Annotated in this window: 20 protein-coding genes and 1 pseudogene; 13 read left to right on the top strand and 8 right to left on the bottom strand. The window is 69.0% G+C overall.

The window, feature by feature from the left end:
• Nucleotides 1-94 precede the first annotated feature (94 nt).
• Nucleotides 95-682, top strand: a complete 588-nt coding sequence (locus A5697_RS22785) for a PadR family transcriptional regulator (protein ID WP_068012119.1) — start codon at nt 95-97, stop codon at nt 680-682.
• A gap of 35 nt (nt 683-717) precedes the next feature.
• On the opposite strand, the gene A5697_RS22780 is transcribed toward A5697_RS22785, so the two are convergent.
• Complete coding sequence (locus A5697_RS22780; protein ID WP_068012118.1) at nt 718-1437, bottom strand: CoA pyrophosphatase; 720 nt, start codon at nt 1435-1437, stop codon at nt 718-720.
• Between the two features lie 93 nt (nt 1438-1530).
• On the opposite strand from A5697_RS22780, the gene A5697_RS22775 reads away from it, so the two are divergent.
• Genes A5697_RS22775 through A5697_RS22750 form a run of 6 tightly spaced genes read left to right on the top strand, consistent with a single transcriptional unit; the run spans nt 1531 to nt 7358 of the window.
• Nucleotides 1531-2574 carry an amidohydrolase family protein gene (locus tag A5697_RS22775; protein ID WP_068012117.1) on the top strand — a complete coding sequence of 348 codons (1044 nt, stop codon included), beginning with the start codon at nt 1531-1533 and terminating at the stop codon, nt 2572-2574.
• A gap of 41 nt (nt 2575-2615) precedes the next feature.
• Nucleotides 2616-4838 carry a xanthine dehydrogenase family protein molybdopterin-binding subunit gene (locus A5697_RS22770; RefSeq protein ID WP_197501089.1) on the top strand — a complete coding sequence of 741 codons (2223 nt, stop codon included), beginning with the start codon at nt 2616-2618 and terminating at the stop codon, nt 4836-4838.
• Complete coding sequence (locus A5697_RS22765) at nt 4835-5692, top strand: xanthine dehydrogenase family protein subunit M (protein WP_068012116.1); 858 nt, start codon at nt 4835-4837, stop codon at nt 5690-5692. The genes A5697_RS22770 and A5697_RS22765 overlap by 4 nt, the downstream gene beginning before the upstream one ends.
• 4 nt (nt 5693-5696) lie before the next feature.
• Nucleotides 5697-6173, top strand: a complete 477-nt coding sequence (locus A5697_RS22760) for a (2Fe-2S)-binding protein (RefSeq protein WP_068012115.1) — start codon at nt 5697-5699, stop codon at nt 6171-6173.
• Nucleotides 6174-6181: 8 nt separating this feature from the next.
• A complete protein-coding gene (locus A5697_RS22755) occupies nt 6182-7087 on the top strand; it encodes a hypothetical protein (protein ID WP_068012114.1) in 906 nt (301 codons plus the stop codon).
• A 4-nt stretch (nt 7088-7091) separates the two neighbouring features.
• Nucleotides 7092-7358: a YdeI/OmpD-associated family protein gene (locus A5697_RS22750; RefSeq protein ID WP_067946512.1), complete on the top strand. Its 267-nt coding sequence runs from the start codon at nt 7092-7094 to the stop codon at nt 7356-7358.
• A 3-nt stretch (nt 7359-7361) separates the two neighbouring features.
• Here the strand turns inward: A5697_RS22750 and A5697_RS22745 are convergent, their stop codons facing one another.
• From A5697_RS22745 to A5697_RS22735, 3 genes are all read right to left on the bottom strand, one after another.
• Nucleotides 7362-7715 carry a VOC family protein gene (locus A5697_RS22745; protein ID WP_068012113.1) on the bottom strand — a complete coding sequence of 118 codons (354 nt, stop codon included), beginning with the start codon at nt 7713-7715 and terminating at the stop codon, nt 7362-7364.
• Between the two features lie 91 nt (nt 7716-7806).
• Entirely contained in the window at nt 7807-8295 is a 489-nt protein-coding gene (locus A5697_RS22740) for a hypothetical protein (RefSeq protein ID WP_231972148.1), read from the bottom strand.
• Between the two features lie 161 nt (nt 8296-8456).
• A complete protein-coding gene (locus A5697_RS22735; RefSeq protein ID WP_068012111.1) occupies nt 8457-9341 on the bottom strand; it encodes a cyclopropane mycolic acid synthase family methyltransferase in 885 nt (294 codons plus the stop codon).
• Nucleotides 9342-9525: 184 nt separating this feature from the next.
• On the opposite strand from A5697_RS22735, the gene A5697_RS22730 reads away from it, so the two are divergent.
• From A5697_RS22730 to malQ, 4 genes are all read left to right on the top strand, one after another.
• Nucleotides 9526-10119, top strand: coding sequence for a hemerythrin domain-containing protein (locus A5697_RS22730; RefSeq protein WP_068012110.1), 594 nt, complete (start codon nt 9526-9528; stop codon nt 10117-10119).
• A gap of 180 nt (nt 10120-10299) precedes the next feature.
• Entirely contained in the window at nt 10300-11628 is a 1329-nt protein-coding gene (locus A5697_RS22725) for an MFS transporter (protein ID WP_068012133.1), read from the top strand.
• A 117-nt stretch (nt 11629-11745) separates the two neighbouring features.
• Nucleotides 11746-12381, top strand: a complete 636-nt coding sequence (gene phoU, locus A5697_RS22720) for a phosphate signaling complex protein PhoU (RefSeq protein WP_067946522.1) — start codon at nt 11746-11748, stop codon at nt 12379-12381.
• A 133-nt stretch (nt 12382-12514) separates the two neighbouring features.
• A complete protein-coding gene (malQ, locus tag A5697_RS22715) occupies nt 12515-14500 on the top strand; it encodes a 4-alpha-glucanotransferase (RefSeq protein WP_068012109.1) in 1986 nt (661 codons plus the stop codon).
• A 7-nt stretch (nt 14501-14507) separates the two neighbouring features.
• On the opposite strand, the gene A5697_RS22710 is transcribed toward malQ, so the two are convergent.
• Both A5697_RS22710 and A5697_RS22705 read right to left on the bottom strand, forming a co-directional pair.
• Entirely contained in the window at nt 14508-15263 is a 756-nt protein-coding gene (locus tag A5697_RS22710) for a class I SAM-dependent methyltransferase (RefSeq protein WP_231972147.1), read from the bottom strand.
• Nucleotides 15260-16210: a methylenetetrahydrofolate reductase gene (locus A5697_RS22705; protein WP_369806147.1), complete on the bottom strand. Its 951-nt coding sequence runs from the start codon at nt 16208-16210 to the stop codon at nt 15260-15262. Before A5697_RS22705 ends, A5697_RS22710 begins: the two co-directional genes overlap by 4 nt.
• Nucleotides 16211-16415: 205 nt before the next feature.
• Between A5697_RS22705 and A5697_RS22700 the strand changes: the two genes are divergently transcribed.
• Entirely contained in the window at nt 16416-17774 is a 1359-nt protein-coding gene (locus A5697_RS22700; protein ID WP_067946530.1) for a wax ester/triacylglycerol synthase family O-acyltransferase, read from the top strand.
• Nucleotide 17775: 1 nt separating this feature from the next.
• Here A5697_RS22700 and A5697_RS22695 read toward each other — a convergent pair whose 3' ends face one another.
• The gene (locus A5697_RS22695) at nt 17776-18213 is read right to left on the bottom strand and encodes an ATP-binding protein (protein WP_067946533.1); all 438 of its coding nucleotides are present in this window, start codon (nt 18211-18213) and stop codon (nt 17776-17778) included.
• Nucleotides 18214-18329: 116 nt separating this feature from the next.
• Between A5697_RS22695 and A5697_RS22690 the strand changes: the two genes are divergently transcribed.
• Complete coding sequence (locus A5697_RS22690) at nt 18330-19262, top strand: LLM class F420-dependent oxidoreductase (protein WP_067946535.1); 933 nt, start codon at nt 18330-18332, stop codon at nt 19260-19262.
• 3 nt (nt 19263-19265) lie between these two features.
• On the opposite strand, the pseudogene A5697_RS22685 reads toward A5697_RS22690, so the two are convergent.
• Nucleotides 19266-20084, bottom strand: a pseudogene (locus tag A5697_RS22685) (formate/nitrite transporter family protein).
• Nucleotides 20085-20147: the final 63 nt, after the last annotated feature.

The raw sequence follows: 20147 nt of genomic DNA, 5'->3' as shown, positions 1-20147 counted from the left end.
CAGGAGTGCCGTTGACGCTATGCCGAAGGCCCCGGCATGTCCATAGTGCGATTAATCACTTTGTTGACTACTCATCGCGTTGTAGCCTGTGTCGATGTCGCTGCGGGATGCGGTATTGGCGGCCCTCCTCGAGGGGGAGTCATCCGGATACGACCTGGCCAAAGAATTCGACGCCTCGGTCGCGAACTTCTGGATGGCCACGCCGCAGCAGCTGTACCGCGAGCTCGACCGGCTCGCCGAGCAAGGTCTCATCGCGGCGCGGGTGGTGCACCAGGAGCGGCGGCCCAACAAGCGCCTGTTCTCGCTGACCGATGCCGGCCGCGAGGCGATCCAGGAGTTCACCGCGCAGCCGCCCAAGCCGTCGGTGATCCGCGATGAACTGCTCATCAAGGTGCAGGCCGCAGACGCCGGCGACACGCGGGCGGTGCGCGAGTCCATCGTCGAACGACTGCAATGGGCGACGGCCAAACTGCAACGCTACGAACGGTTGCGTGCGCGCATGCTCGACGGCCGCGACGAGGAGGACTTCCTGGCCCATGCCCAGCGAATAGGTCCCTACTTGACGCTGCTGCGCGGAATCGCGTTCGAGGAGGAGAACATTCGGTGGGCCGAGCGCGCGCTGTCCGCCGTCGACCGCCGCCTGTCCACGCCGGCCAGGAAGACGAGAACCCGCCGTCGGTGAGCCGGCAGGCTTGCCCGGGGGTCGTCCACCGACCGCTACCTCCAGGCGAAGACCGGTTGTTCGAGCCCGCCCACCGGGTCGTGTCGGCCTTCCAGACACCACCACCGCAGCTGCAGCAGCACGGCGCCGGTCGGGGCGTGAATCAGGTCGTTTCCCAGCGGAATCTGCACCACCGGGCGGGGGCTTTCCGGGATCGTGATGAACCGCGGAGAATCGTCGCGTTGCAACTGGTGCAGACCCACCCGGTACACCGCCACCACCTCGTCGGGCGCCGGCCGGGGATCGAGCCGGCCGCCGCCCCAGATCACCACCGGGGTGATCACGTACCCGGACCGGGTCGGGTAGTCGTCCAGCAGCCCGAGCACGGTCGACTCGGGCAGGCTGATGCCGACTTCCTCGTGCAGTTCCCGCAATGCCGCGTCGACGGCGGTCTCACCCGGGTCGAGCCGCCCGCCGGGCAGCGCCCACTGCGCAGCGTGCGAGGTGAGGCGGGATGCCCTGCGGCACAACAGGAATGCCGCGCCGCCGGACACATCGACCATCCGGCCGTCGAGGCCGGCCCCCGGCAAGGGGCGGTCACCGTTCCACTCCTCCACGGGCGCCGGGTCGACCCGGTCCTCGCCCAGGGCCGAGTCGACCAGCACCACGGCGACCGCCGCGTGCCGCTTGGTCGGGTCGGTCACCTCGCGACGCTCATGGTCCGCCAGGTGGCCCCGAATCCGCTCGCACAGCGCATCGTCGTACGGGATGGTCACGGGTTCGAGACTATGCGGGGGCAGCCCGCGCCTGGTACCCGGTGAACGCCGAGCGCCCCGGTCTCGTGGGTGTCCATGGATGGGAGGAGACGGATGAAGGTCATCGGTATCGAGGAGCACTACAGGTTTGCGGCCATAGCCGAAGAGCACCACAACCAGGGGCTGGATCCGGCGACCGAACTGCTGATGCACGCGGGCTACGGCTCGCCCGGAGCGGACGGGGAGTGGCCGCCGGGAATCAACGACCTGGGCGCAGGCCGGCTCGCCGCGATGGACGCCGCGGGCATCGACGTGCAGATCCTCTCGCACTCCGTCCCGGGCCCCGAGACGCTGGAACCAGCGGTGGCGGCCGAGTTGGCGCGGCGGGCCAACGAGGAGGTGGCGGCCGCGATCGTCAGGCACCCGGATCGGTTCCGCGGTTTCGCCACCCTGCCGATGCGCGACCCGGCGGTGGCCGCCGCCGAGCTCGAACGCACCGTCCGCGACCACGGCTTCGTGGGCGCCTTGATCAACGGTCACGTCAACGGCCGCTACCTCGACGACACCTTCTTCTGGCCGGTCTTCGAATCCGCCGAATCACTCGGCGTGCCAATCTTTTTGCATCCCACCCTGCCGCCCCTGCCGGTCATCGACGCCTACTACGCCGGTTTTGATCGGAAAATAACGGCACGGTTGGCGGCCGCCGGGGTCGGCTGGCACATCGACACCGGGTTGCATTGCCTACGACTGATCCTCGGCGGGGTGTTCGACCGGTTCCCCCAGTTGCAGGTCATTGTGGGTCACCACTTCGAGGCGCTGAGCTGGATGGGATGGCGGACCGACTATTCGTTTCCGCCGGCCGAGACGGGCCTCAAGCGCACCGTGAAGGAGTACCTGCGGGAGAACTTCTACGGCGGCATCCTCGCCGGCGACTTCTTCAGCCAGCGGCCCGGCGCAATGGATCCCAGTTGGAGCCTGTCGTTCAACGCCTACCTGGCGATGGTCAACGTCATCGGGATCGACCGCGTCGTCTTCACCGCCGACTATCCCTATGGAAACATCAAGGCGTGCCGGGAGTTTCTCGATCGGATGCCGATCAGCCAGGCCGATCGGGAGAAGATCGCCCACCGCAACGCCGAGCGCCTGCTGAGGCTTTGAGCCCCGGGGTGATTCGTTTGTCACGCCCGGTACATGGGTAAATGGGCCGGATGATTGGTGCGCGGCTGCAACGCCGTGAGGATTCGCGGCTGGTGCGCGGAGCGGGTGGCTACGTCGGTGACCTGCGCCTCCCCGGATGCCTGGATGCCGCCTTCGTGCGCAGCGGCGTCGCCCACGGGGAGCTGCGCGCGGTGGACGTGGTGACGGCCCGGTCGTTGCCGGGGGTGGCCGCCGCGTGGTCGCACACCGACCTTCCGTTCCTGCCCGACACCCCCCCGATGCTGGACCCGGGGTCCGTGGAGGGCCGGCCATGGCCGGCGCTGGCCACCGAGCGGGTGCGCTACGTCGGGGAGCCGGTGGCGATCGTCGTCGCCGACGATCGGTATCTGGCCGAGGACGCCCGAGACGCGGTGCGTGTCGACATCGCGCCGCTGCCCGTCCTGCTCGACCCGACCGAGGCGGCCGCCAGCGACGTGCAGTTGTTCCCGGGCAAGGGAAATGCCGCCACCGACAAGGAGTTTGGCGATCGCATCGACGAGTCCGTGTGGCGGGACGCGGCCGTGGTGGTGACGGCCGGTTATCGCCAACAACTGGTCTCGCACATGTTCATGGAGCCACGGGCGATTGTGGTGCGCCCGGAGCCGGGCGGCGGGCTGACGGTGTGGGTTTCGCATCAGGCGCCGCACCGTCTGCGCCGCGACCTGGCCGCCGGGTTCGGGCTGCGGCCGGAGCAGGTCCGTGTCATCGTGCCGGACGTCGGCGGCGCGTTCGGCGGCAAAAGTGAGACGTGGCCCGAGTACCTGGCGGTGGTCGCGGCGGCCCGGCGGCTGGGCCGGCCGGTGCGCTGGCTGGAGGACCGTGCCGAGTCGCTGACGGGTGCGCCGCACGGGCGGGGGCAGAACCAGCGGGTCCGCATGGCGGCCAGCGCCGAAGGGCGCATCCTCGCCTACGAGCTGCACGTCGACGCCGACGTGGGCGGCTACCCGCACACCGGCTCGTTCGTACCGACGGCGACGGCGCTGATGGCCACCGGCGCCTACGCGATTCCGCACGTGCACGTGCGGGCCCGCGCCGTGGTCACCAACACCGCGCCCACCAGCCCGTACCGCGGCGCCGGCCGCCCCGAGGCGGCGTCGGCGATCGAGCGGACGGTCGAGTTGCTGGCCCGGCGGCTCGGCATGGATCCGGTCGAGCTGCGGCGGCGCAATTTCATTGCCCCCGAGGCGTTTCCGTATGCCGCCCCGACCGGGTACACCTACGACAGCGGTGACTACGCCGCCGCCCTGGACCTGGCCGTGCGCGAGGTCGACTACCACGGGTGGCGCGCCGAGCAGGCCCGCCGCCGCGCCGCCGGTGAGCCGCCGATCGGCATCGGGCTGTGCACTTACGTCGAACGTTCCGGGGCGGGTGACGAATTCGGCGCGGTCGAAGCTTGCCCGGACGGCACGTTTGTGGCGCTGTCCGGCTGCTGCTCGACGGGCCAGGGCCATGAAACCTCCTTCCCGCAGGTGGTCGCCGCGGTGCTCGACGTGGACGTGGAGCGGGTGCGGCTGGTCGAGGGGGACACCGCCGTGATCCCCCAGGGCATCGGCTCATTCGCCAGCCGGTCGATGCAGACGGGCGGCGCCGCGTTGCACCGGGCGGCCGGCAAGTTGATCGAGACCGCCCGGCAGCGCATGGCGGAAATCCGCGCCGTCCCGGCCGCCGACGTGGAATACCGCAAGGGCGAGGTGCACGCCGGCGGCCACGCGATGAGTCTGGCCGACCTGGCCGCGGAGGGACAATTGCGCGCCGACGAGATATTCGCGCCGCCGGAAGGGTTTCCGTTCGGCGCGTACATCGCCGTGGTCGAGGTCGACACCGAGCTTTGGGAGATCGCCGTGCTGAAGGTCGTCGCCGTGGACGACTACGGCGTCGTGGTGAATCCGTTGATCGTCGACGGGCAGGGTTACGGCTCGACGGTGCAGGGGCTCGGGCAGGCCATGTGCGAGGAAGTGCGCTACGACCCGGACGGTCGCCCGGCCACGGTCAGCCTGCTCGACTACCTGATCCCGACCATCTCGGAGCTGCCGCCGCTGCGGTTCGCGGAGACCTGCACGCCCAACCCGAACACACCGCTGGGCGCGAAGGGCGCCGGCGAGGCGGGCTGCATCGGAACGCCCCCCGCAATCGTCAACGCCGTCGTCGACGCGCTCGGAATCGACGACCCCTCCCGACTGCAGATGCCGCTCACCGCGTACAACTGCTGGCGGGCCACCCGATGAAACCCGCGCCGTTCGACTACGTCGCCGCGCGCAGCGTGGACGAAGCCGTGGCCGCGCTCGCCGACGGCGATGCGCACGTTTTGGCCGGCGGGCAAAGCCTGGTGCTGGAGATGAATTTCCGCGCCTTCCGGCCCCGGCGGCTGGTCGACATCAACGGCGTCGCGGGTTTCGACCGCATGACGCGCGACGGCGCGGTGCTGCGGGTCGGCCCGCTGGTCAGGCACCGTGCGTTCGAATCCGGTTGCGCGCCAGGGCCACTGGGTGAGCTGTTGGGCCGCGTCGCCCACCACATCGCCCACCCTCCGATCCGCGCCAGGGGCACGATGCTGGGCAGCCTCGCGTACGCCCACCCGGCGGCGGAGTGGCCGACGATCGCGGTGGCGCTGGGGGCCGAAGTCGACCTGCTCGGCTCGGGCGGGCGGCGCACGGTGCGCGCGGAGGGTTTCTTCACCGGCCCGTTCACCACGGTCCGGCGCCCCGACGAACTGCTCGCCGAGGTGCGCCTGCCCCTGCTGCCGGACGGCACCGCCGTCGGCTTCGTCGAACATCGGCGCACCCACGCCAGCTTCGCCGAACTCGCGGTGGCGGTGGCCGTGACCGTCGCGGACGGCCGCGTCGCATCCGCCTCGGTGGGACTGGTCAACGCGGCGGACCGACCGCTGCGCGCGGCCGCGGCCGAGGCCGCGTTGATCGGGCGTCCGTTCGACGACTCCGCCATCGCCGCCGCCGCGCGTGCCGCCGCCGAGGAGGACGCCGCGCCGATCCCCCAGCCGCACGCGGACATCGGATACCAACGGCACGCGGTGGGCGTGCTCACCCGCCGCGCCCTCGTCCAGGCCCGAGCCCGAGGATGATGCCGTGCACATCGAGTTGACGGTCAACGGGCGCCAGTACGTCATTGACGTGCCGCCGCGTCGCACGCTCGCCGACGCCCTGCGCGAGGACTGCGGGCTGACCGGCACCCACCTCGGCTGCGAACACGGCGTCTGCGGGGCCTGCACGGTGTTGGTCGACGGCGACGCTGTGCGCTCCTGCCTGATGTTCGCCGTTCAGTGCGGCGGGCGCGAGATCCGCACGGTGGAGGGTCTCGCCGCACCGGATGGCACCGATCACCCGTTGCAGCAAGCGTTTTCGGCCGAGCACGCGTTGCAGTGCGGTTTCTGCACTCCGGGTTTCCTGATGCTGGCGGCGGGTGCGCTGGACGCCGACCTCGGCATCGTCGACGACCCGGAGCGGCTGCGGGAGCTGCTAACTTCCAACCTTTGCCGCTGCACCGGGTACGAGGCGATCCGGCGAGCCGTCGTCAGGGCCGCCCGAAGCGGCGAGTGTGGTTAACTGCGATCGTGCAAAGGGAACCGGCGCTGGCGCGGCGCTTCTTCGACCGGTTCGAACCGCTACATGCGGTGACGTATTTCGCTCCGGAGGCACGGGCGGCGCTGGACGGTCTGGGCTACCGCGGCTTCTGGATGGGCTACTTCGCCGCCCGATCGGCGCCGCTGGGCCCGGTGCCCCGGCAGGTGGTCACCGCGATCTTCTACAACTTCGCTCCCGAACGCGTCGCCAAGGCGCTGCCGGCGGCATGGGAGGTCGCCGGCCCGGCCGCGGCGTTGCGGGCCCGGCAGGAATCCGCCGTCGCGGCGCTGCGCCGCTACGGGCTGGGTGATGACGAAAACATCCGTACCGCAGCGGAATTGGCGGGCAAGGCGGCCCGGCACGCCCCACTGGACGCGCGCCCGCTGTTCGCCGCGAACCTGGCACTGCCGTGGCCGGACGATCCGCTGGCCGCGCTGTGGCACGCGACGACGTTGCTGCGTGAGCACCGTGGCGACGGGCACGTCGCTGTGCTGGCGGCCGCCGGCATCTCGGGACGGGAGTCCAACGTGTTGCATGCCGCGGCCGGCGGAGTTCCGCGCGAGTACATCGCGCGGACCCGTGACTACGACGAGGCCGCGTGGCAGCACCACGAGCAGCGGCTGACCGAACGGGGACTGCTGGACGATGACGGCTCGCTCACCGCGGCCGGCCGGGAACTGAAGGACCACATCGAACGCTCCACCGATGCGCTCTCGCTGTCCGCGCTCAATGCGCTCGACGACGACGAGGTGGAGACGCTGTTTCGGGCGCTCACGCCCCTCACCCGCGCGGTGGTCGCCGGCGGGGACGTCCCAGACCTCACACCCATGGGCCTGCGCCGCGACGAATTACACGACGACAGCGCACATTTGAGCCTGAACGGCGGGTTAGCCTAACCCCATGAGCAGCCAGCGAATACCCGGCGGGGTGGTGCACAAGCTCCCAGCGGACCTGCGCGAGTCGTTGATCGGCAACGCCACGGCCCTCGCCGCGTGGAAGGACATCACGCCGCTGGCCCGCAACGAGTTCATCTGCTGGGTCGAGGACGCCAAGCAGGAAACGACCCGACAGCGCCGCATCCGCCGGACGCAGGAGGAGCTGGAAGAAGGCAAGCGCCGCCCATGCTGCTGGCCGGGGTGCAAGCACCGCGAGCGCACCGGCAAGTAGTTGTCAGCGGGCGAGCGGTTTGTAGAACACCAGACCGTTGCCCTTGTTGTCGTAGACCACGGCGCGGCGTTCGTGCGCGTCGTCGTACGGGGCTTTGACGATCCCGCCGCCGCTGGCCTCCACCGCCTTGGCCGCGGCGTCGACGTCGGCGGTCTTGATGCCGACGACGACCTGACCGGGTATGGGATGGTCCACGGAGGTCGCCAGCGCGAGCGTTACCAGTCCGCCGTCGAGGGCGGCGAAGTGCGCCCCGTCGCGGAATTTCAGCGGCATGCCCAAAGTCTCGCTGTAGAACCGGATCGACTCATCGAGGTCGTCGGTGGACAGGATGATCATCTTTACTTCCTGCTCGCCCATGGGCCCTCCTCTGGCTGGATGGCACAGAGACTAGCCCGGCAGGGCTGTTCGTGGAAGGCGCCGAGCGGCAGATCTTTGCGCCAGGAAGGATTCAGGTGCGGCCGACCGGAACTATCTGACCGTCAAGGTAATCCATCGGCGGCCCGTCGCCGCGCCCGGCGTTGCGATCGGCCACCGCGGTGGCCAGGACGGTGCCATTCTGAATGGTTCCGACGATCTCAACACTGTCGTTGAGCGTGAAATGCGTAGCGGCAGCAGCGGATTGGCCGCCGCGACCGATGAGCGTGGTGTTGGGGGTGACCAGATAGGTCTGGGTGTACCCGTTGGCGCTGCGCGCGGTGACCGAGCCCGCCGTCACGGCGATCACCGTGCCCACTTGCCGCACGGGCTGCGCAGCCGCAGGCGGCTCCTGGCTCACCTCGATCGTTCGCTTTTCGCTGTGTGGGACGTTGAGCACCAGGACCGCACACGCCGCCGCGCACAGCGTAGACGCGGAAACGACATCGCATATCGTGGCGACACCCGGCCTGCGCCGCGCGGTTGAGCCGGCCCGCGGTCTTTGCTCCAGGGTCGCGGTCATTCGATGCTTGGCACCCACGATCAGTCCTTCCCTGCGGTTTTGCGCCGACGATGGTCGACGCGCACCGAAACAGGTTGTTGCTCGTGGATTTACCCCGCGCGGGGTGCCGATAAACCGACCCGCCGGGCCAGTTATGTCCTCCCGGATGGGAGCCGGGGTCGTCAGCCCTTGGTCAGGGTGAACTGCGCGACGTCCGTGTAGCCCTCGCGGAACAGGTCGGCGCAACCGGTCAGGTATTTCATGTACCGGTCGTAGACCTCTTGGGACTGGATCGCGATGGCCTCGTCGCGGCGCGACTCGAGCGCGGCCGACCAGGTGTCGAGGGTGCGCGCATAGTGCAGGCGCAGCGGCTGGTAGAGCTTGAGGCTGAAGCCGGCGCGGGTCGCGTGCTCTTCGACGGTCTTGGCGGCGGGCAGGTCTCCGCCCGGGAAGATCTCGTCCATGATGAATTTCATGAACCGCAGTTTGGTCATGGTGATGGGCAGGCCCCGCTCCTCGAACTCTTCCTGGCTGGGCTGGATGATGGTGTGCAGCATCATCACGCCGTCGTCGGGCAGCGCCTCGTAGGCCATCTTGAAGAAGTCGGGATAGCGGTCGCGCCCGAAGTGCTCGAAGGCGCCGATGGACACGATGCGGTCCACCTTTTCGTCGAACTGCTCCCAGCCCTGCAGCAGCGCCCGCTTGCTGCGCGGGCTGGGATGCTGGTCCAGGCGCTGCTGCACGTGTGCCTGCTGGTTGCGGCTCAGGGTCAGGCCGACGACGTTGACGTCGTACTGTTCGAGCGCCCGGACGATGGTGGTGCCCCAGCCGCAGCCGATGTCGAGCAGCGTCTGGCCGGCTTGCAGCCCGAGTTTGCCGAGCGACAGGTCGACCTTCGCGAGCTGCGCCTCTTCCAGGGTCATGTCTTCGCGCTCGAAATACGCGCAGCTGTAGGTGCGAGTCGGGTCCAGGAAGAGCGCGAAGAATTCGTCGGACAGGTCGTAGTGCGCCTGAACGTCGTCGAAATGCGGCTCTAGGCTCACGGGCTCGCTGCGGTTCTCAGGCACAAAACAACCTCTGATTGTGGTGGATTTTTGCGGCGTGCGATCAAGGGCGATCGACACACTGGTGCCCTAGTGTATCCGCACGGTGTATGCAGCCCTTCTGGAGCATTCCCGGCCGGTTGACTGGCCCGCCGCTATGGGACACCATGGCCGCGAACCGTAGCGGTGAGGGAGGTGGGGCGGCGCGATGGCTGACATCACCATGTTGATCCTCGCTGATCATGAGTGGTTCCGCGAACAGTTCGCTCAGCTGGATTACCTGCAGGCGCAGACACCGACCGACGAAAGCGCGCTGGAGCGGGTGTGGCGTCCCCTCGCCGACAAGCTGGACGTGCACGCCTACATCGAAGAGAAGATCTTCTACCCGCAATTGCTGAAGCGGGGCACCGACGACGCCGAGGGCGAGACGCTCGACGCCATCGGGGATCACAACGACATTCGCGACGGGGTGCGCGACGCCAACGCGGCCCGGGCCGGCACCGAGCAGTGGTGGGCGGCCGTCGGCCGCACCCGGGAGGCCAACGACGAGCACATGGCCGAAGAGGAGCGCGAAGGGTTGTCCGACTTCCGTCGCGCCGCCCCCATCGGCCTCCGCGAAGCGCTGGGTCGGCAATACAGCGATTTCATGGCCGAACACCCCACGACCGAGGGATTACCGATCGTCGACCGCGACCCGCGACGCTACGTCGAGGAAATTGAGGCCACCACGCAGTCGACACCCCAGGAGCAGTCGACACCCAAGGATTTCTCGCTTCGCATCGGCAGCCTGAAAGGTCAGTGAGTTCCCGCCGACCTTGCCGTGGCCGTTACGATCGGCCACCGGTCGATGGAGACGACAGAGCCGGTTGGGAGTTGTGATTTGTTCGGCCCGCGAGACTTCTGGGTACGCAATCCGTCGATGAATGCACGGGGCCGCCGGAGGAAATGGGCACGCAAGGACATCAGGGTCGCCGACCCGGCCATGCGCCAAACCATCATGGGGACCGCGATCGGCAACTTCATGGAGTGGTACGACTTCGGCGTCTACGGCTACATCGCCACCACCATCGCCCAGGTTTTCTATCCCGGTAAGAGCGTCAGCGGCGTCCACCTGATCGCCACGTTCGGCACGCTGGCCGCGGCGTTCGTGGTGCGCCCGCTCGGCGGGTTCATCTTCGGCCCGCTCGGCGACCGCATCGGACGACACCGGGTCCTTGTCGTCACCATTCTGATGATGACGGTGAGCACCACCGTGACCGGTTTGCTGCCCGGCTACAGCACCATCGGGATCTGGGCCCCGATCCTGCTGGTCATCGCCCGCATATTCCAGGGCTTATCGACCGGCGGCGAGTATGTCGGCGCGATGACCTATCTGGTCGAGCAGGCCCCCGACCACAAACGCGGCATGATGGTCGGGTTCTTGCCGATGGGCAATCTGGTCGGCTTCGTGCTCGCCGGAATGATGGTGACCGGGCTGCAGACCTGGCTCCCCGACGACGCCATGCTGGCCTACGGCTGGCGGATCCCCCTGCTGCTGGGCGCGCCCTTCGGCCTGTTCGCGCTGTTTCTGCGGTTGCGGCTCAAGGAGTCATCCGCCTACCAGAACGCGACGGAGGGGGCGCAGCCCTCGGGCGGACGGAAACAACAGTTTCGGCGCACCGTCGTGGATCAGTGGCGGGGCCTATTGATCTGCGCGGCTCTGGTGCTGACCTCCCAGGTCGCCGACTTCATGTTGACCGGCTACCTGCCGACGTACCTCAAGCTGTTCGTGCGCGTCGGCCACACCGCCGGGCTGGTGATGATCGTGGTGACGTTGGCGATCCTGATGGTCACCGTGGTGCTCGTCGCCGCGTTGTCCGACCGCATCGGCGTCAAACCGATCATGTGGACGGGCTGCGCGCTGCTGGTGGTGGGTTCCATTCCAGCGTTTCTGCTCATCCGCTTCGGCGCCATCTACCCGGTGATCTGCATCGGGGTGCTGCTGATCGGGCTGATGGAGCTGTGCTTCGACAGCACGGCACCCGCGATGCTGCCCGCTCTCTTCCCCACCAACGTGCGCTACGGGTCGCTGGCCATCTCGTACAACATCTCGATATCGGCGGTGGGCGGCACGACGCCGCTGATCGCCCAGGCGCTGGTGTCGGGCACCGGCAACGTCATGGCACCCGCCTACATGCTGATCTTCGGCGGACTGGTGGGCGCCGTCACGCTACTCTTCACGCCCGAGGTCGCCAGGAAGCCGCTGCCCGGGTCCGGCCCCGCGGTGGAAAGCGAGCGGGAGGCGCGCGAGCTGGCCGACGACGTCAGGTAGCCGCCGGTCAGACCGAAAGGCGTAGAGGGCGAACGGCTTTCGCCGGCCGCTTTTCGGCAATCGGCGACAATGCACGCTGCGACGTTTATTTCGCGCGTTTCGGCCTACTTCTATTGCATGAGAAGCGCATTTCACCACCGGTTGGACTCGCTCACCGAACAACTCGGGGCGATGTGCGCGATGGCCGGGGACTCGATCGGACAGGCCACCCAGGCGCTGCTGACGGTCGACCTGGTGCTGGCGGAACGGGTCATCGCGGGCCAGGGAGACCTCGTCGACGTCAATGCTCGCGTCGAGGAGACCGCGTTCGCCCTGCTGGCATTGCAGGCACCGGTGGCCACCGATTTGCGTGCCGTGGTCAGTGGCATTCGGATCGCCGCGGACGCCCAGCGGATGGGGGCGCTGGCCGTGCACGTGGCCGAGATCGCCCGCATGCGCCATCCCCGCAATGCCGTGCCGGAGGACGTGCGCCGACACGTCGCCGAGATGGGTGCGGTGGCCGAGCAGTTGGCGGGCGGCGCCCGAGAAGTGTTGCTGGCCCAAGACCCTCGTCGAGCGGCACAGATTCGTCGCGACGACGACGCGATGGACGAACTGCACCACCAATTGCTGGCGGTGCTGATGGATCCCGGATGGCCGCACGGTGTCGCCGCCGCAGTGGATGTCACCCTGTTGGGGCGCTTCTACGAGAGATTCGCCGACCACGCGGTTCAGATTGCTCGGCGGGTCATCTTCCAGGCCACCGGGTACTAGGCGAAAGCGGCTGCCGCTTAACGGCTTTCGGCGGCCTGTGTGAGAAACCCCGGCTTGGGTATATAAGCGATGTGCTTCCTCGTCCTCGTCGTCCCATTTCCCCCGTCGGCTCCACACCCGGGCCGGCGCGCTGATGGCGAATCCGAAGCCGGTTCCCGATGACCTGCGTCGGTTGGCCGCGGCCCACGGGGTGGCCACTTCCTACCGCAACGAGCGGCGCGAGCCCGTCGAGGTCGACGCCGACGTCGTGATCCGGGTGCTCGGCCTGCTCGACGTCGACGCCGGCAGCGAGGCCGAGCGTCGCCGCGAGTTGGCCAAGCTGGCCGAGCGCGACCGCGCCGGCGCCCTGCCACCGACCGTTTCCGCGCGCCTGGACGGACGGCCCCGGCCGCTGCCCGGAGCGGCCCTCTTGGTGAGCGAGGACGGCGACCGCACCGAGGTGCGCGACGAGCTGCCCGGCGACCTGACACCGGGCTGGTATCGGCTGCAGCTGCGCGACGGGCAGGAGGCCACCCTGGTCGCGGCACCACCCCAGGTGCCTGCCGCCTCGGCCACCTGGGGCTGGATGCTGCAGCTCTACGCCCTCCGGTCGGCCCGCTCCTGGGGTATCGGTGACCTGGGCGACCTGCGGGAGTTCATGAACTGGACCGTCGCCGAGCACGGTGCCGGCGCGGTGCTGCTCAACCCGCTCAGCGCCCCCGGGCCGACGCATCCGGTGCAGCCGTCGCCCTACACCCCCTCCAGCCGGCGGTTCGCCAACCCGCTGGCGCTGCGCGTGGAGGACCTGGACGCCTACCGCCGGGCCGACCCGGACACCCGCGCCGAGGTGGATGCGCTGCGGGTGTCCGCAACGACCGAACGGATCGACCACGACCTCGTGTGGGCGGCCAAGCGGTCGGCGCTGGAACTGCTCTGGCGCGCCGAGGGCCGGCCCAGTCCGCTGGACGAATCGGCCGCCGGCACCGGCCTGCGCGACTGGGCCACGTACTGCGCGCTGGCCGAGCGGCACGGTGGCCGGTGGAGCCGCTGGCCGGAGCCGCTGCGTGACGTCGCCGGGCCGGCCGTCGCGGCGGCACGGCGGGAGCTGGCGCCCCGGGTGGTGTTCCACGCCTGGGTGCAGCAGCGCTGCGGCGAGCAGCTGCTCGCCGTGCGCGACACCGCGCGAAGTGCCGGAATGACCCTGGGGGTGTTGCACGACCTCCCCGTCGGAGTCGACGCCGAGGGCGCGGACGCATGGGCGCTTGCCGATGTGCTCGCCACCGGGGTGAGTGTCGGGGCGCCGCCCGACAACTTCACTCCCCGCGGGCAGGACTGGGGGCTGCCGCCGTGGCGCCCCGACCGCCTGGCCGCCACCGGCTACGCCGCCCTGCGCGACATGCTGCGCGCCGTCGTGACCTACGCCGACGGTCTGCGGATCGACCATGTCGCCGGCCTGTGGCGGTTGTGGTGGATTCCGCCGGGCGACGGCCCGGATCGCGGCACCTACGTGCACTATGACGCCGACGTCATGCTCGCCGTCCTCGCGCTCGAGGCGCACCGGGCCGGCGCCACCGTCGTCGGGGAGGACCTCGGCACCGTCGAACCGGAGGTGACGGAGGCGCTGGCCGACAACGGGATGCTGGGGTGCGCGGTGTCCTGGTTCACCCGCGACGAGTCCGCCCCGGGGGAACCGCTGCTGAGGCCGGCGCAATGGCCGTCGCGGGCCGCCGCCAGCCTGTCCACCCACGACCTGCCCACGGCCGCGGGCTTCCTGCGTGCCGAGCATGTGCGCGCCCGCGCCGACCTCGGGCTGCTCGACGACGTGGCGGGCGAGCAGTCGGTGGCCGACAAGGAGCGGGCGGAGTGGCTGGAGCTGCTGCGGTCCGAGGGGCTGCTGACCGGTCCGGATCCGGACGAGGCGGCGATCATCACCGCGATGCACCGGTTGCTGGCGGCGACGCCGAGCCGCCTGAAGTTGATTTCGCCCTACGACGTGTTGGCCGAACCTCGGCAGCCCAATCTGCCGGGCACGATCGACGAGTACCCGAACTGGCGGCTCCCGCTCCCGGAGACGCTGGAGGAGCTACGGGTCGACCCGAGGGTCGCCGAGATCACCGCCGCCTTCCGCGAGTCGGCGTAACGGATTCTCACTCGTGCCGCAGCACCAGCAGCTCGCTGGTCAGCGTCCCCTTGTCGAGCAACCGCCCGATCTGCGCACTCTGGCGTTCGGCCAACTGCCAGGCCTCCGTGTGCCCGTGCCGGTCGCTCAGGGCGTCCGTCACGGCGTCGACCCGCTCGTTCCACGCGTCGGAGATCGGCGGCAGGTCGGTGGTGCCGAGCCGTTCCTCGACGTGCAGCGACGCGCGCCGAACCAGCTCGACTAGCCCGGCGGGCGTCGGGAAATGGTTGCCGTCCAACGTCTCGTTCGCTTCGTTCCCGTGGGATAGAAAGACGAGCAGACCGATCCGGCCGCCCGGCCGGACGACGCGGCGCAGCTCCTCGAGCACCGCGAGGTGATCCGGTGTCGTGCTCAACACGCCAAGTGCCCACGCGGCGTCGAAGCTCGAGTCCGCCACCGGTAGGGCCGACCCCACCGCGCACGCCACCGGGAAGCCGAACAACTTCTTCGCCGCGCGGCATGCACCCGTCTCCGGCTCGACGAGTACCGGCCGCACCGAGCGCTCTCGGGCCGCGTAGGCCGCGGGGCCCCCGACGCCCGCCCCGGAGTCCAGCAACGTGGCACCGGGCGCCAGGGCCATCTCCGCTATCAACCAGTCGAGGGCGGCCGGACTGCCGCTGCCCCGGCAACCGGCGGGCACGTAATAGTCCGGCCCGAGGTCGGCCGCCACTTGCGCCGTCCACTCGGCGACGGTGTCGAACTCTGCCTCCATCGCTTCTGTCACGACGACGCCCCCACCCTTATTCGACGACCGACCTCCGCCTTGATTTCCGCCCCCGCGCGCCCGCCCGACGCGGACGCCAGACCCGACACGTTGACTCCGTCGACGCCTTCGATCGAGAGCAGCGCGCGGGCCTCGGCCACCGCCGCCGCGATCCCCGCGGCCACCGGATCCGGCGCGCCCAATACCCGCTCCGTCACCGCCTGATCGAGTTTCAGGCCGGGCAAGCCCTCTAGCACCGCCGCGGAGGCGTTGTCGGTGAACACTGCGACCGCCGCGATCACCGGGATCGCCAGACCCACGGCCCGCGCCATGGTCATGAAGTCGGCGACGATCTCCGGACGGGGCACGTGGTTGAGGACCGCCAGGCTCGCTCCTGCCCGTTGTTTCTCGACCAACCGGGCGGGCCGGGCGTGTACGGGCGGGGCGGTAGGCGTTTCGGGCACCGCGGCGACCACGCCCGTCGAAGCGGCCAGCGAGGCCAGGCGGGGACCGTCGAGGTCGAAGGTCTGCGTGACGTCCGGACGCACGTCATAGCCGCGCCCGTCGCCCGTCACGCACAACACCGTCTCCACGTTGATGCTGCGCAACCCCCGTAGTTCCTGCTCGAGCAGCACGCGGTTGCGGTCTCGGCACGACAGCGTGATCCACGGCGTCACGCCGGCGTCGAGCAGCAGTGACCCCATGAGCGTCGGCGGGAAATCGGGCTTGTTCTGATGCTCCCCGACGAGGACGGCATCGCATCCGGGCGCCAGCGCGGCCGCGGTCGCCGCGACGTCGCGGCGATCGAACGGGGAGCAACTGAAGTCGGTGAGCACCAACGGCGCACGAGCGGGACGCGCCGCGGGTTGAGGGCCTGACCACGCCACCACGTCGTCGAACGCGCACGCACCCGGCCGCATCTCGCATTGGCCGTCGGGTCGCACCCCGCCGCACGGTCCGAACTCCATCCGTTTCGGACACTCCAAACCCGCCGACATTCAACTCCCCGTGCGCCAGTGTTCGCATCCATGTACCCAAACGACGGCGCCCGCAAGCCCTTCGGCCCGGGACCGGATTCGGAATCGCCTTTCGGGATTAGCAAACGCTCACCGCGGCTACTAGGAGATGGGCGTGTACCGCGCGGACGGTGCAGCGAAATGAACGGGGTTGACCATGGAACCGATATCGCCGACGGATGCGCTGTTCCTCATCGGGGAGTCCCGCGAGCACCCGATGCACGTGGGATCGCTTCAGCTTTTCGAGCCGCCCGAGGACGCCGGGCCCCATTTCGTGCGTGAGGCCTATCAGGCCATGCTCGAATGCACTGACGTGCAGCCACTGTTCCGCAAGCACCCCGCCTTCTTCGGCGGACTGACCAACCTCGCGTGGTCGTTCGACAACGACGTCGAGCTCGACTATCACCTGCGCCGCTCGGCGCTCCCGGAACCGGGGCGGGTCCGCGATCTGCTGGAGCTGGCGTCCCGGCTGCACGGCAGCCTGCTCGACCGTCACCGCCCGATGTGGGAAGCCCACCTCGTCGAGGGGCTCCAGGACGGCCGGTACGCCGTGTACACGAAGTACCACCACTCCCTGATGGACGGCGTATCCGCGATGCGGCTGGTGCAGCGCGCGTTCACCCCCGACCCGCACGACGACGAGGTGCGCGTCCCGTGGACCCTGGGGCCGCGCAAACGCAGCAAGGGTCAGAAAACCCAGTCGCTGCTCGAGCGTGCCGGCCGCACGGCGGGGTCGGCGCTCGCCTTGGCGCCATCCACGCTGAAGCTGGCCCGGGCGGCGCTGCTCGAACAGCAACTGACCCTGCCGTTCCGGGCGCCGCGCAGCATGTTCAACGTCCGGATCGGCGGTGCCCGGCGGGTGGCCGCGCAGTCCTGGTCGCTGGACCGGATCAAGGCGATCAAGTCGGCGGCCGGGGTGACGGTCAACGACGTCGTGCTCGCCATGTGCTCCGGGGCGCTGCGGGCCTACTTGCTGGACCAGGATGCCCTGCCCGACGCGCCGCTGACCGCGATGGTGCCGGTCAATCTGCGCAAGACCGACGACGACCGCGGCGGCAACCTGGTCGGAACGTTCCTGTGCAACCTCGCGACCGACCTCGATGACGCGGGGCGGCGCCTGGAGATCGTCAGCACGTCGATCCGCGACACCAAAGAGGTATTCCAGCAACTGCCACCGGTCCAGCAACTGGCCCTGTCGGCGTTCAATATCGGCGGCCTGTTCTTCGGGCTGATCCCCGGGTACCTGTCGGCGGCCTCACCGCCCTTCAACATCGTCATCTCCAACGTCTCGGCCGGTCCCTCCGAGCCGCTGTACTGGCGTGGCGCCCGGTTGGACGGCAACTATCCGCTGTCCATCCCGCTCGACGGGCAGGCGGTCAACATCACGGTCACCAACAACGCCGACAACCTCGACTTCGGTCTGGTGGGTTGCCGCCGCAGCGTCCCGCACCTTCAGCGGCTGCTGGGCCACTTGGAGACCTCGTTGAAGGACCTCGAGCGCGCCGTCGGCGTGTGAGCTAGGGCCTGGTGGAGTAGTCCAGGTACACCGTCGTGCCGTTCGGCCGGGCGTTGATGGTGCAGTGGTCGGCGAGCGCATGCATCAGCATCAGGCCGCGGGATCGCCGCGGATCGTTGAGCCGCTGCGGGGAGGGGTGCTGCCAGGATCCACGATCGCTGACACAAACGCTGATCGATTGGGCGGCAGGATCGTAGCTGGCCTGCAGTTTCATGGTGCCGACCGTGTTCTGGGCGCGGTATGCGTGCTCGACGCAGTTGGCCAGCGCCTCGTTGACGCCCAGAATGATGTCGTCGCGCACCTCGGCCGGGGCCTCGGTCACTTCCTGGAGCCACCGGCGCAGGGCACGGCGCATTCCCGCCGCCGTGACCGCGTCGGCGGAGCCGGCGCAGGTCAATCGCGCGGGCGTCACGACCCTGGGTGGAAGTAGTGAGGTCATGCTAAGGGCATACCCAAGTGCGGGTGGGGTGCTAAACCCGTTCGCGTCTCGCTTTGGCCACAGGCGGGTACACGTTCGGAATCGGGTTGCCGTACAACGACATACAGAGGGATCCTATGGAATTCCGTGCCTTCATCGAACCGCAACAGGGCGCCGGTTACGCCGATCAGGTCGCCGTAGCCCAAACCGCTGAGCAGCTGGGCTTCGCGGCGTTTTTTCGGTCCGACCACTACCTGGCGATGAGCGGCGACGGACTGCCGGGTCCCACCGACTCGTGGGTGACCCTGGGCGCGATCGCGAGGGAGACGTCAAGCATCCGGCTGGGCACCCTGGTGACCTCCGCAACGTTCCGCTATCCGGGTCCGCTGGCCGTCGCGGTGGCGCAGGTGGACGACATGAGCGCGGGGCGCGTCGAATTCGGCCTGGGCAGCGGTTGGTTCGAGAAGGAGCACCAGGCATACGGGATTCCCTTTCCCCCGCTGCGGGAGAGGTTCGACCGGCTCAGTGAACAGCTCGCCATTGTCACCGGGCTGTGGACGACGAAACCTGGAGAGACCTTCGACTACGCCGGCGACTACTACACCATCACCGGGTCGCCGGCCCTGCCCAAACCGACGCAGCACCCGCATCCACCGATTGTGATCGGCGGTCTCGGTGCCAACCGCACCCCGCAACTGGCGGCGAAGTACGCGGCCGAGTTCAACATCCCGTTCGCGCCGATAGACGTGGCCGAGAAGCAATTTCAGCGGGTAGCGGACGCCGTCGCCGAGGCGGGCAGACCGGCCGGCTCGATGGTCTACTCGAGCGCGTTCGTGCTCTGCGCCGGCCGTCACGACCGTGAGGTGGCCCGCCGCGCCGCCGCGATCGGCCGCGACCTCGACGAGCTGCGCTCGAACAGCCCGCTGGTCGGCACTCCCGCGGAAATCGTGGACAACTTGGGCGCGTGGAAACTCCTCGGCGTGCAACGCGTCTACACCCAGCTGCTGGACCTAACCGATTTGGCGCACCTTGAACTGCTGGCGAGTGAGGTTATGCCGCAACTGCTTTGAGGATCAAAGCGACTCGGCGTCTGCGCGTTCCTCCTCGAGCCGATCCTTGCTGCGCAGCAGCCGCAGCAAGGTCACGAACAGCAGCCCGCCGATCATGTTGCCCACCACGGTGTAGCCGAACCAGCCCAGCCAAGTCAGGTAACCGAAGGGCGCGTTCCCGGTGACCAGCGCGCCGAAGATCAGCAGCGAATCAAGAATCGAGTGGAACAACCGCAGCCCGGCGAGCAGGAACGCGGCGGCGACGGCCGCGGCGATCTTGGCCGGCACGGAATCGGTGCCGTGCTGCATCCGGGTCATCAACGTGATGACCATGCCGCCGAGGATCGCCAGGACCATGCTCTGCGCCGACACCGGCGCGGTGGCGAAATGGGTGCCGGACTCGATGGTCTGGGCGTGCAGCTCGGGGAAACCGGTCATGATCAGCCACATGATCACCCAACCGCCGACGAGGTTGGCGAGCATGGTGCCGCCCCACAGCTTGGCCAGCTGCCCGAAGCTGGCGCGTTTGGCGGCCACGGTCACGACGGGAATGATGAAGCCCTCGGTGAACAGCTCGCTGCGGCCCAGAAGCAGGGCCAGGAAGCCGATCGAGAAAGCCAATCCGGCCAACAGTGGCCGGTGTGTCGCGTCCAGCACCGACAGGTAGGCGAGCACTCCGATCCCCACCTCGGTCCCGCCGAAAAAGCCGGTGACCAACACGCCGCGTCAGGTGCGGTGCAGACGCTGGGTGCCCTCGCTGAGCATCCTGCTGAAGGCATCCTCGAGCTCGTCCTCGATGGGACTGTCGGTGTCTCCGAGCTGGCGTTGGGTCGTGTCACTCATGGTGGATGGCCTAGTACCCGTTAATCGGGTGCCGGACCATCTGGTGTGAGGCATCTGACAGAG

Origin of the sequence: Mycobacterium sp. E3251 (assembly GCF_001666835.1) — a bacterium.
Taxonomy (GTDB): domain Bacteria; phylum Actinomycetota; class Actinomycetes; order Mycobacteriales; family Mycobacteriaceae; genus Mycobacterium.
Note: the sequence above shows the minus strand (reverse complement) of the source record. Positions and strands in the feature narration are given on the sequence as shown.

Coding starts and splice junctions, on each gene's coding strand:
- A5697_RS22785 (WP_068012119.1), top strand. CDS start 95: ATGTCGCTGCGGGATGCGGTATTGGCGGCCCTCCTCGAGGGGGAGTCA.
- A5697_RS22775 (WP_068012117.1), top strand. CDS start 1,531: ATGAAGGTCATCGGTATCGAGGAGCACTACAGGTTTGCGGCCATAGCC.
- A5697_RS22770 (WP_197501089.1), top strand. CDS start 2,616: ATGGGCCGGATGATTGGTGCGCGGCTGCAACGCCGTGAGGATTCGCGG.
- A5697_RS22765 (WP_068012116.1), top strand. CDS start 4,835: ATGAAACCCGCGCCGTTCGACTACGTCGCCGCGCGCAGCGTGGACGAA.
- A5697_RS22750 (WP_067946512.1), top strand. CDS start 7,092: ATGAGCAGCCAGCGAATACCCGGCGGGGTGGTGCACAAGCTCCCAGCG.
- A5697_RS22745 (WP_068012113.1), bottom strand. CDS start 7,715: ATGGGCGAGCAGGAAGTAAAGATGATCATCCTGTCCACCGACGACCTC.
- A5697_RS22740 (WP_231972148.1), bottom strand. CDS start 8,295: ATGACCGCGACCCTGGAGCAAAGACCGCGGGCCGGCTCAACCGCGCGG.
- A5697_RS22730 (WP_068012110.1), top strand. CDS start 9,526: ATGGCTGACATCACCATGTTGATCCTCGCTGATCATGAGTGGTTCCGC.
- A5697_RS22725 (WP_068012133.1), top strand. CDS start 10,300: ATGCGCCAAACCATCATGGGGACCGCGATCGGCAACTTCATGGAGTGG.
- phoU (WP_067946522.1), top strand. CDS start 11,746: ATGAGAAGCGCATTTCACCACCGGTTGGACTCGCTCACCGAACAACTC.
- malQ (WP_068012109.1), top strand. CDS start 12,515: ATGGCGAATCCGAAGCCGGTTCCCGATGACCTGCGTCGGTTGGCCGCG.
- A5697_RS22705 (WP_369806147.1), bottom strand. CDS start 16,210: ATGGAGTTCGGACCGTGCGGCGGGGTGCGACCCGACGGCCAATGCGAG.
- A5697_RS22700 (WP_067946530.1), top strand. CDS start 16,416: ATGGAACCGATATCGCCGACGGATGCGCTGTTCCTCATCGGGGAGTCC.
- A5697_RS22695 (WP_067946533.1), bottom strand. CDS start 18,213: ATGACCTCACTACTTCCACCCAGGGTCGTGACGCCCGCGCGATTGACC.
- A5697_RS22690 (WP_067946535.1), top strand. CDS start 18,330: ATGGAATTCCGTGCCTTCATCGAACCGCAACAGGGCGCCGGTTACGCC.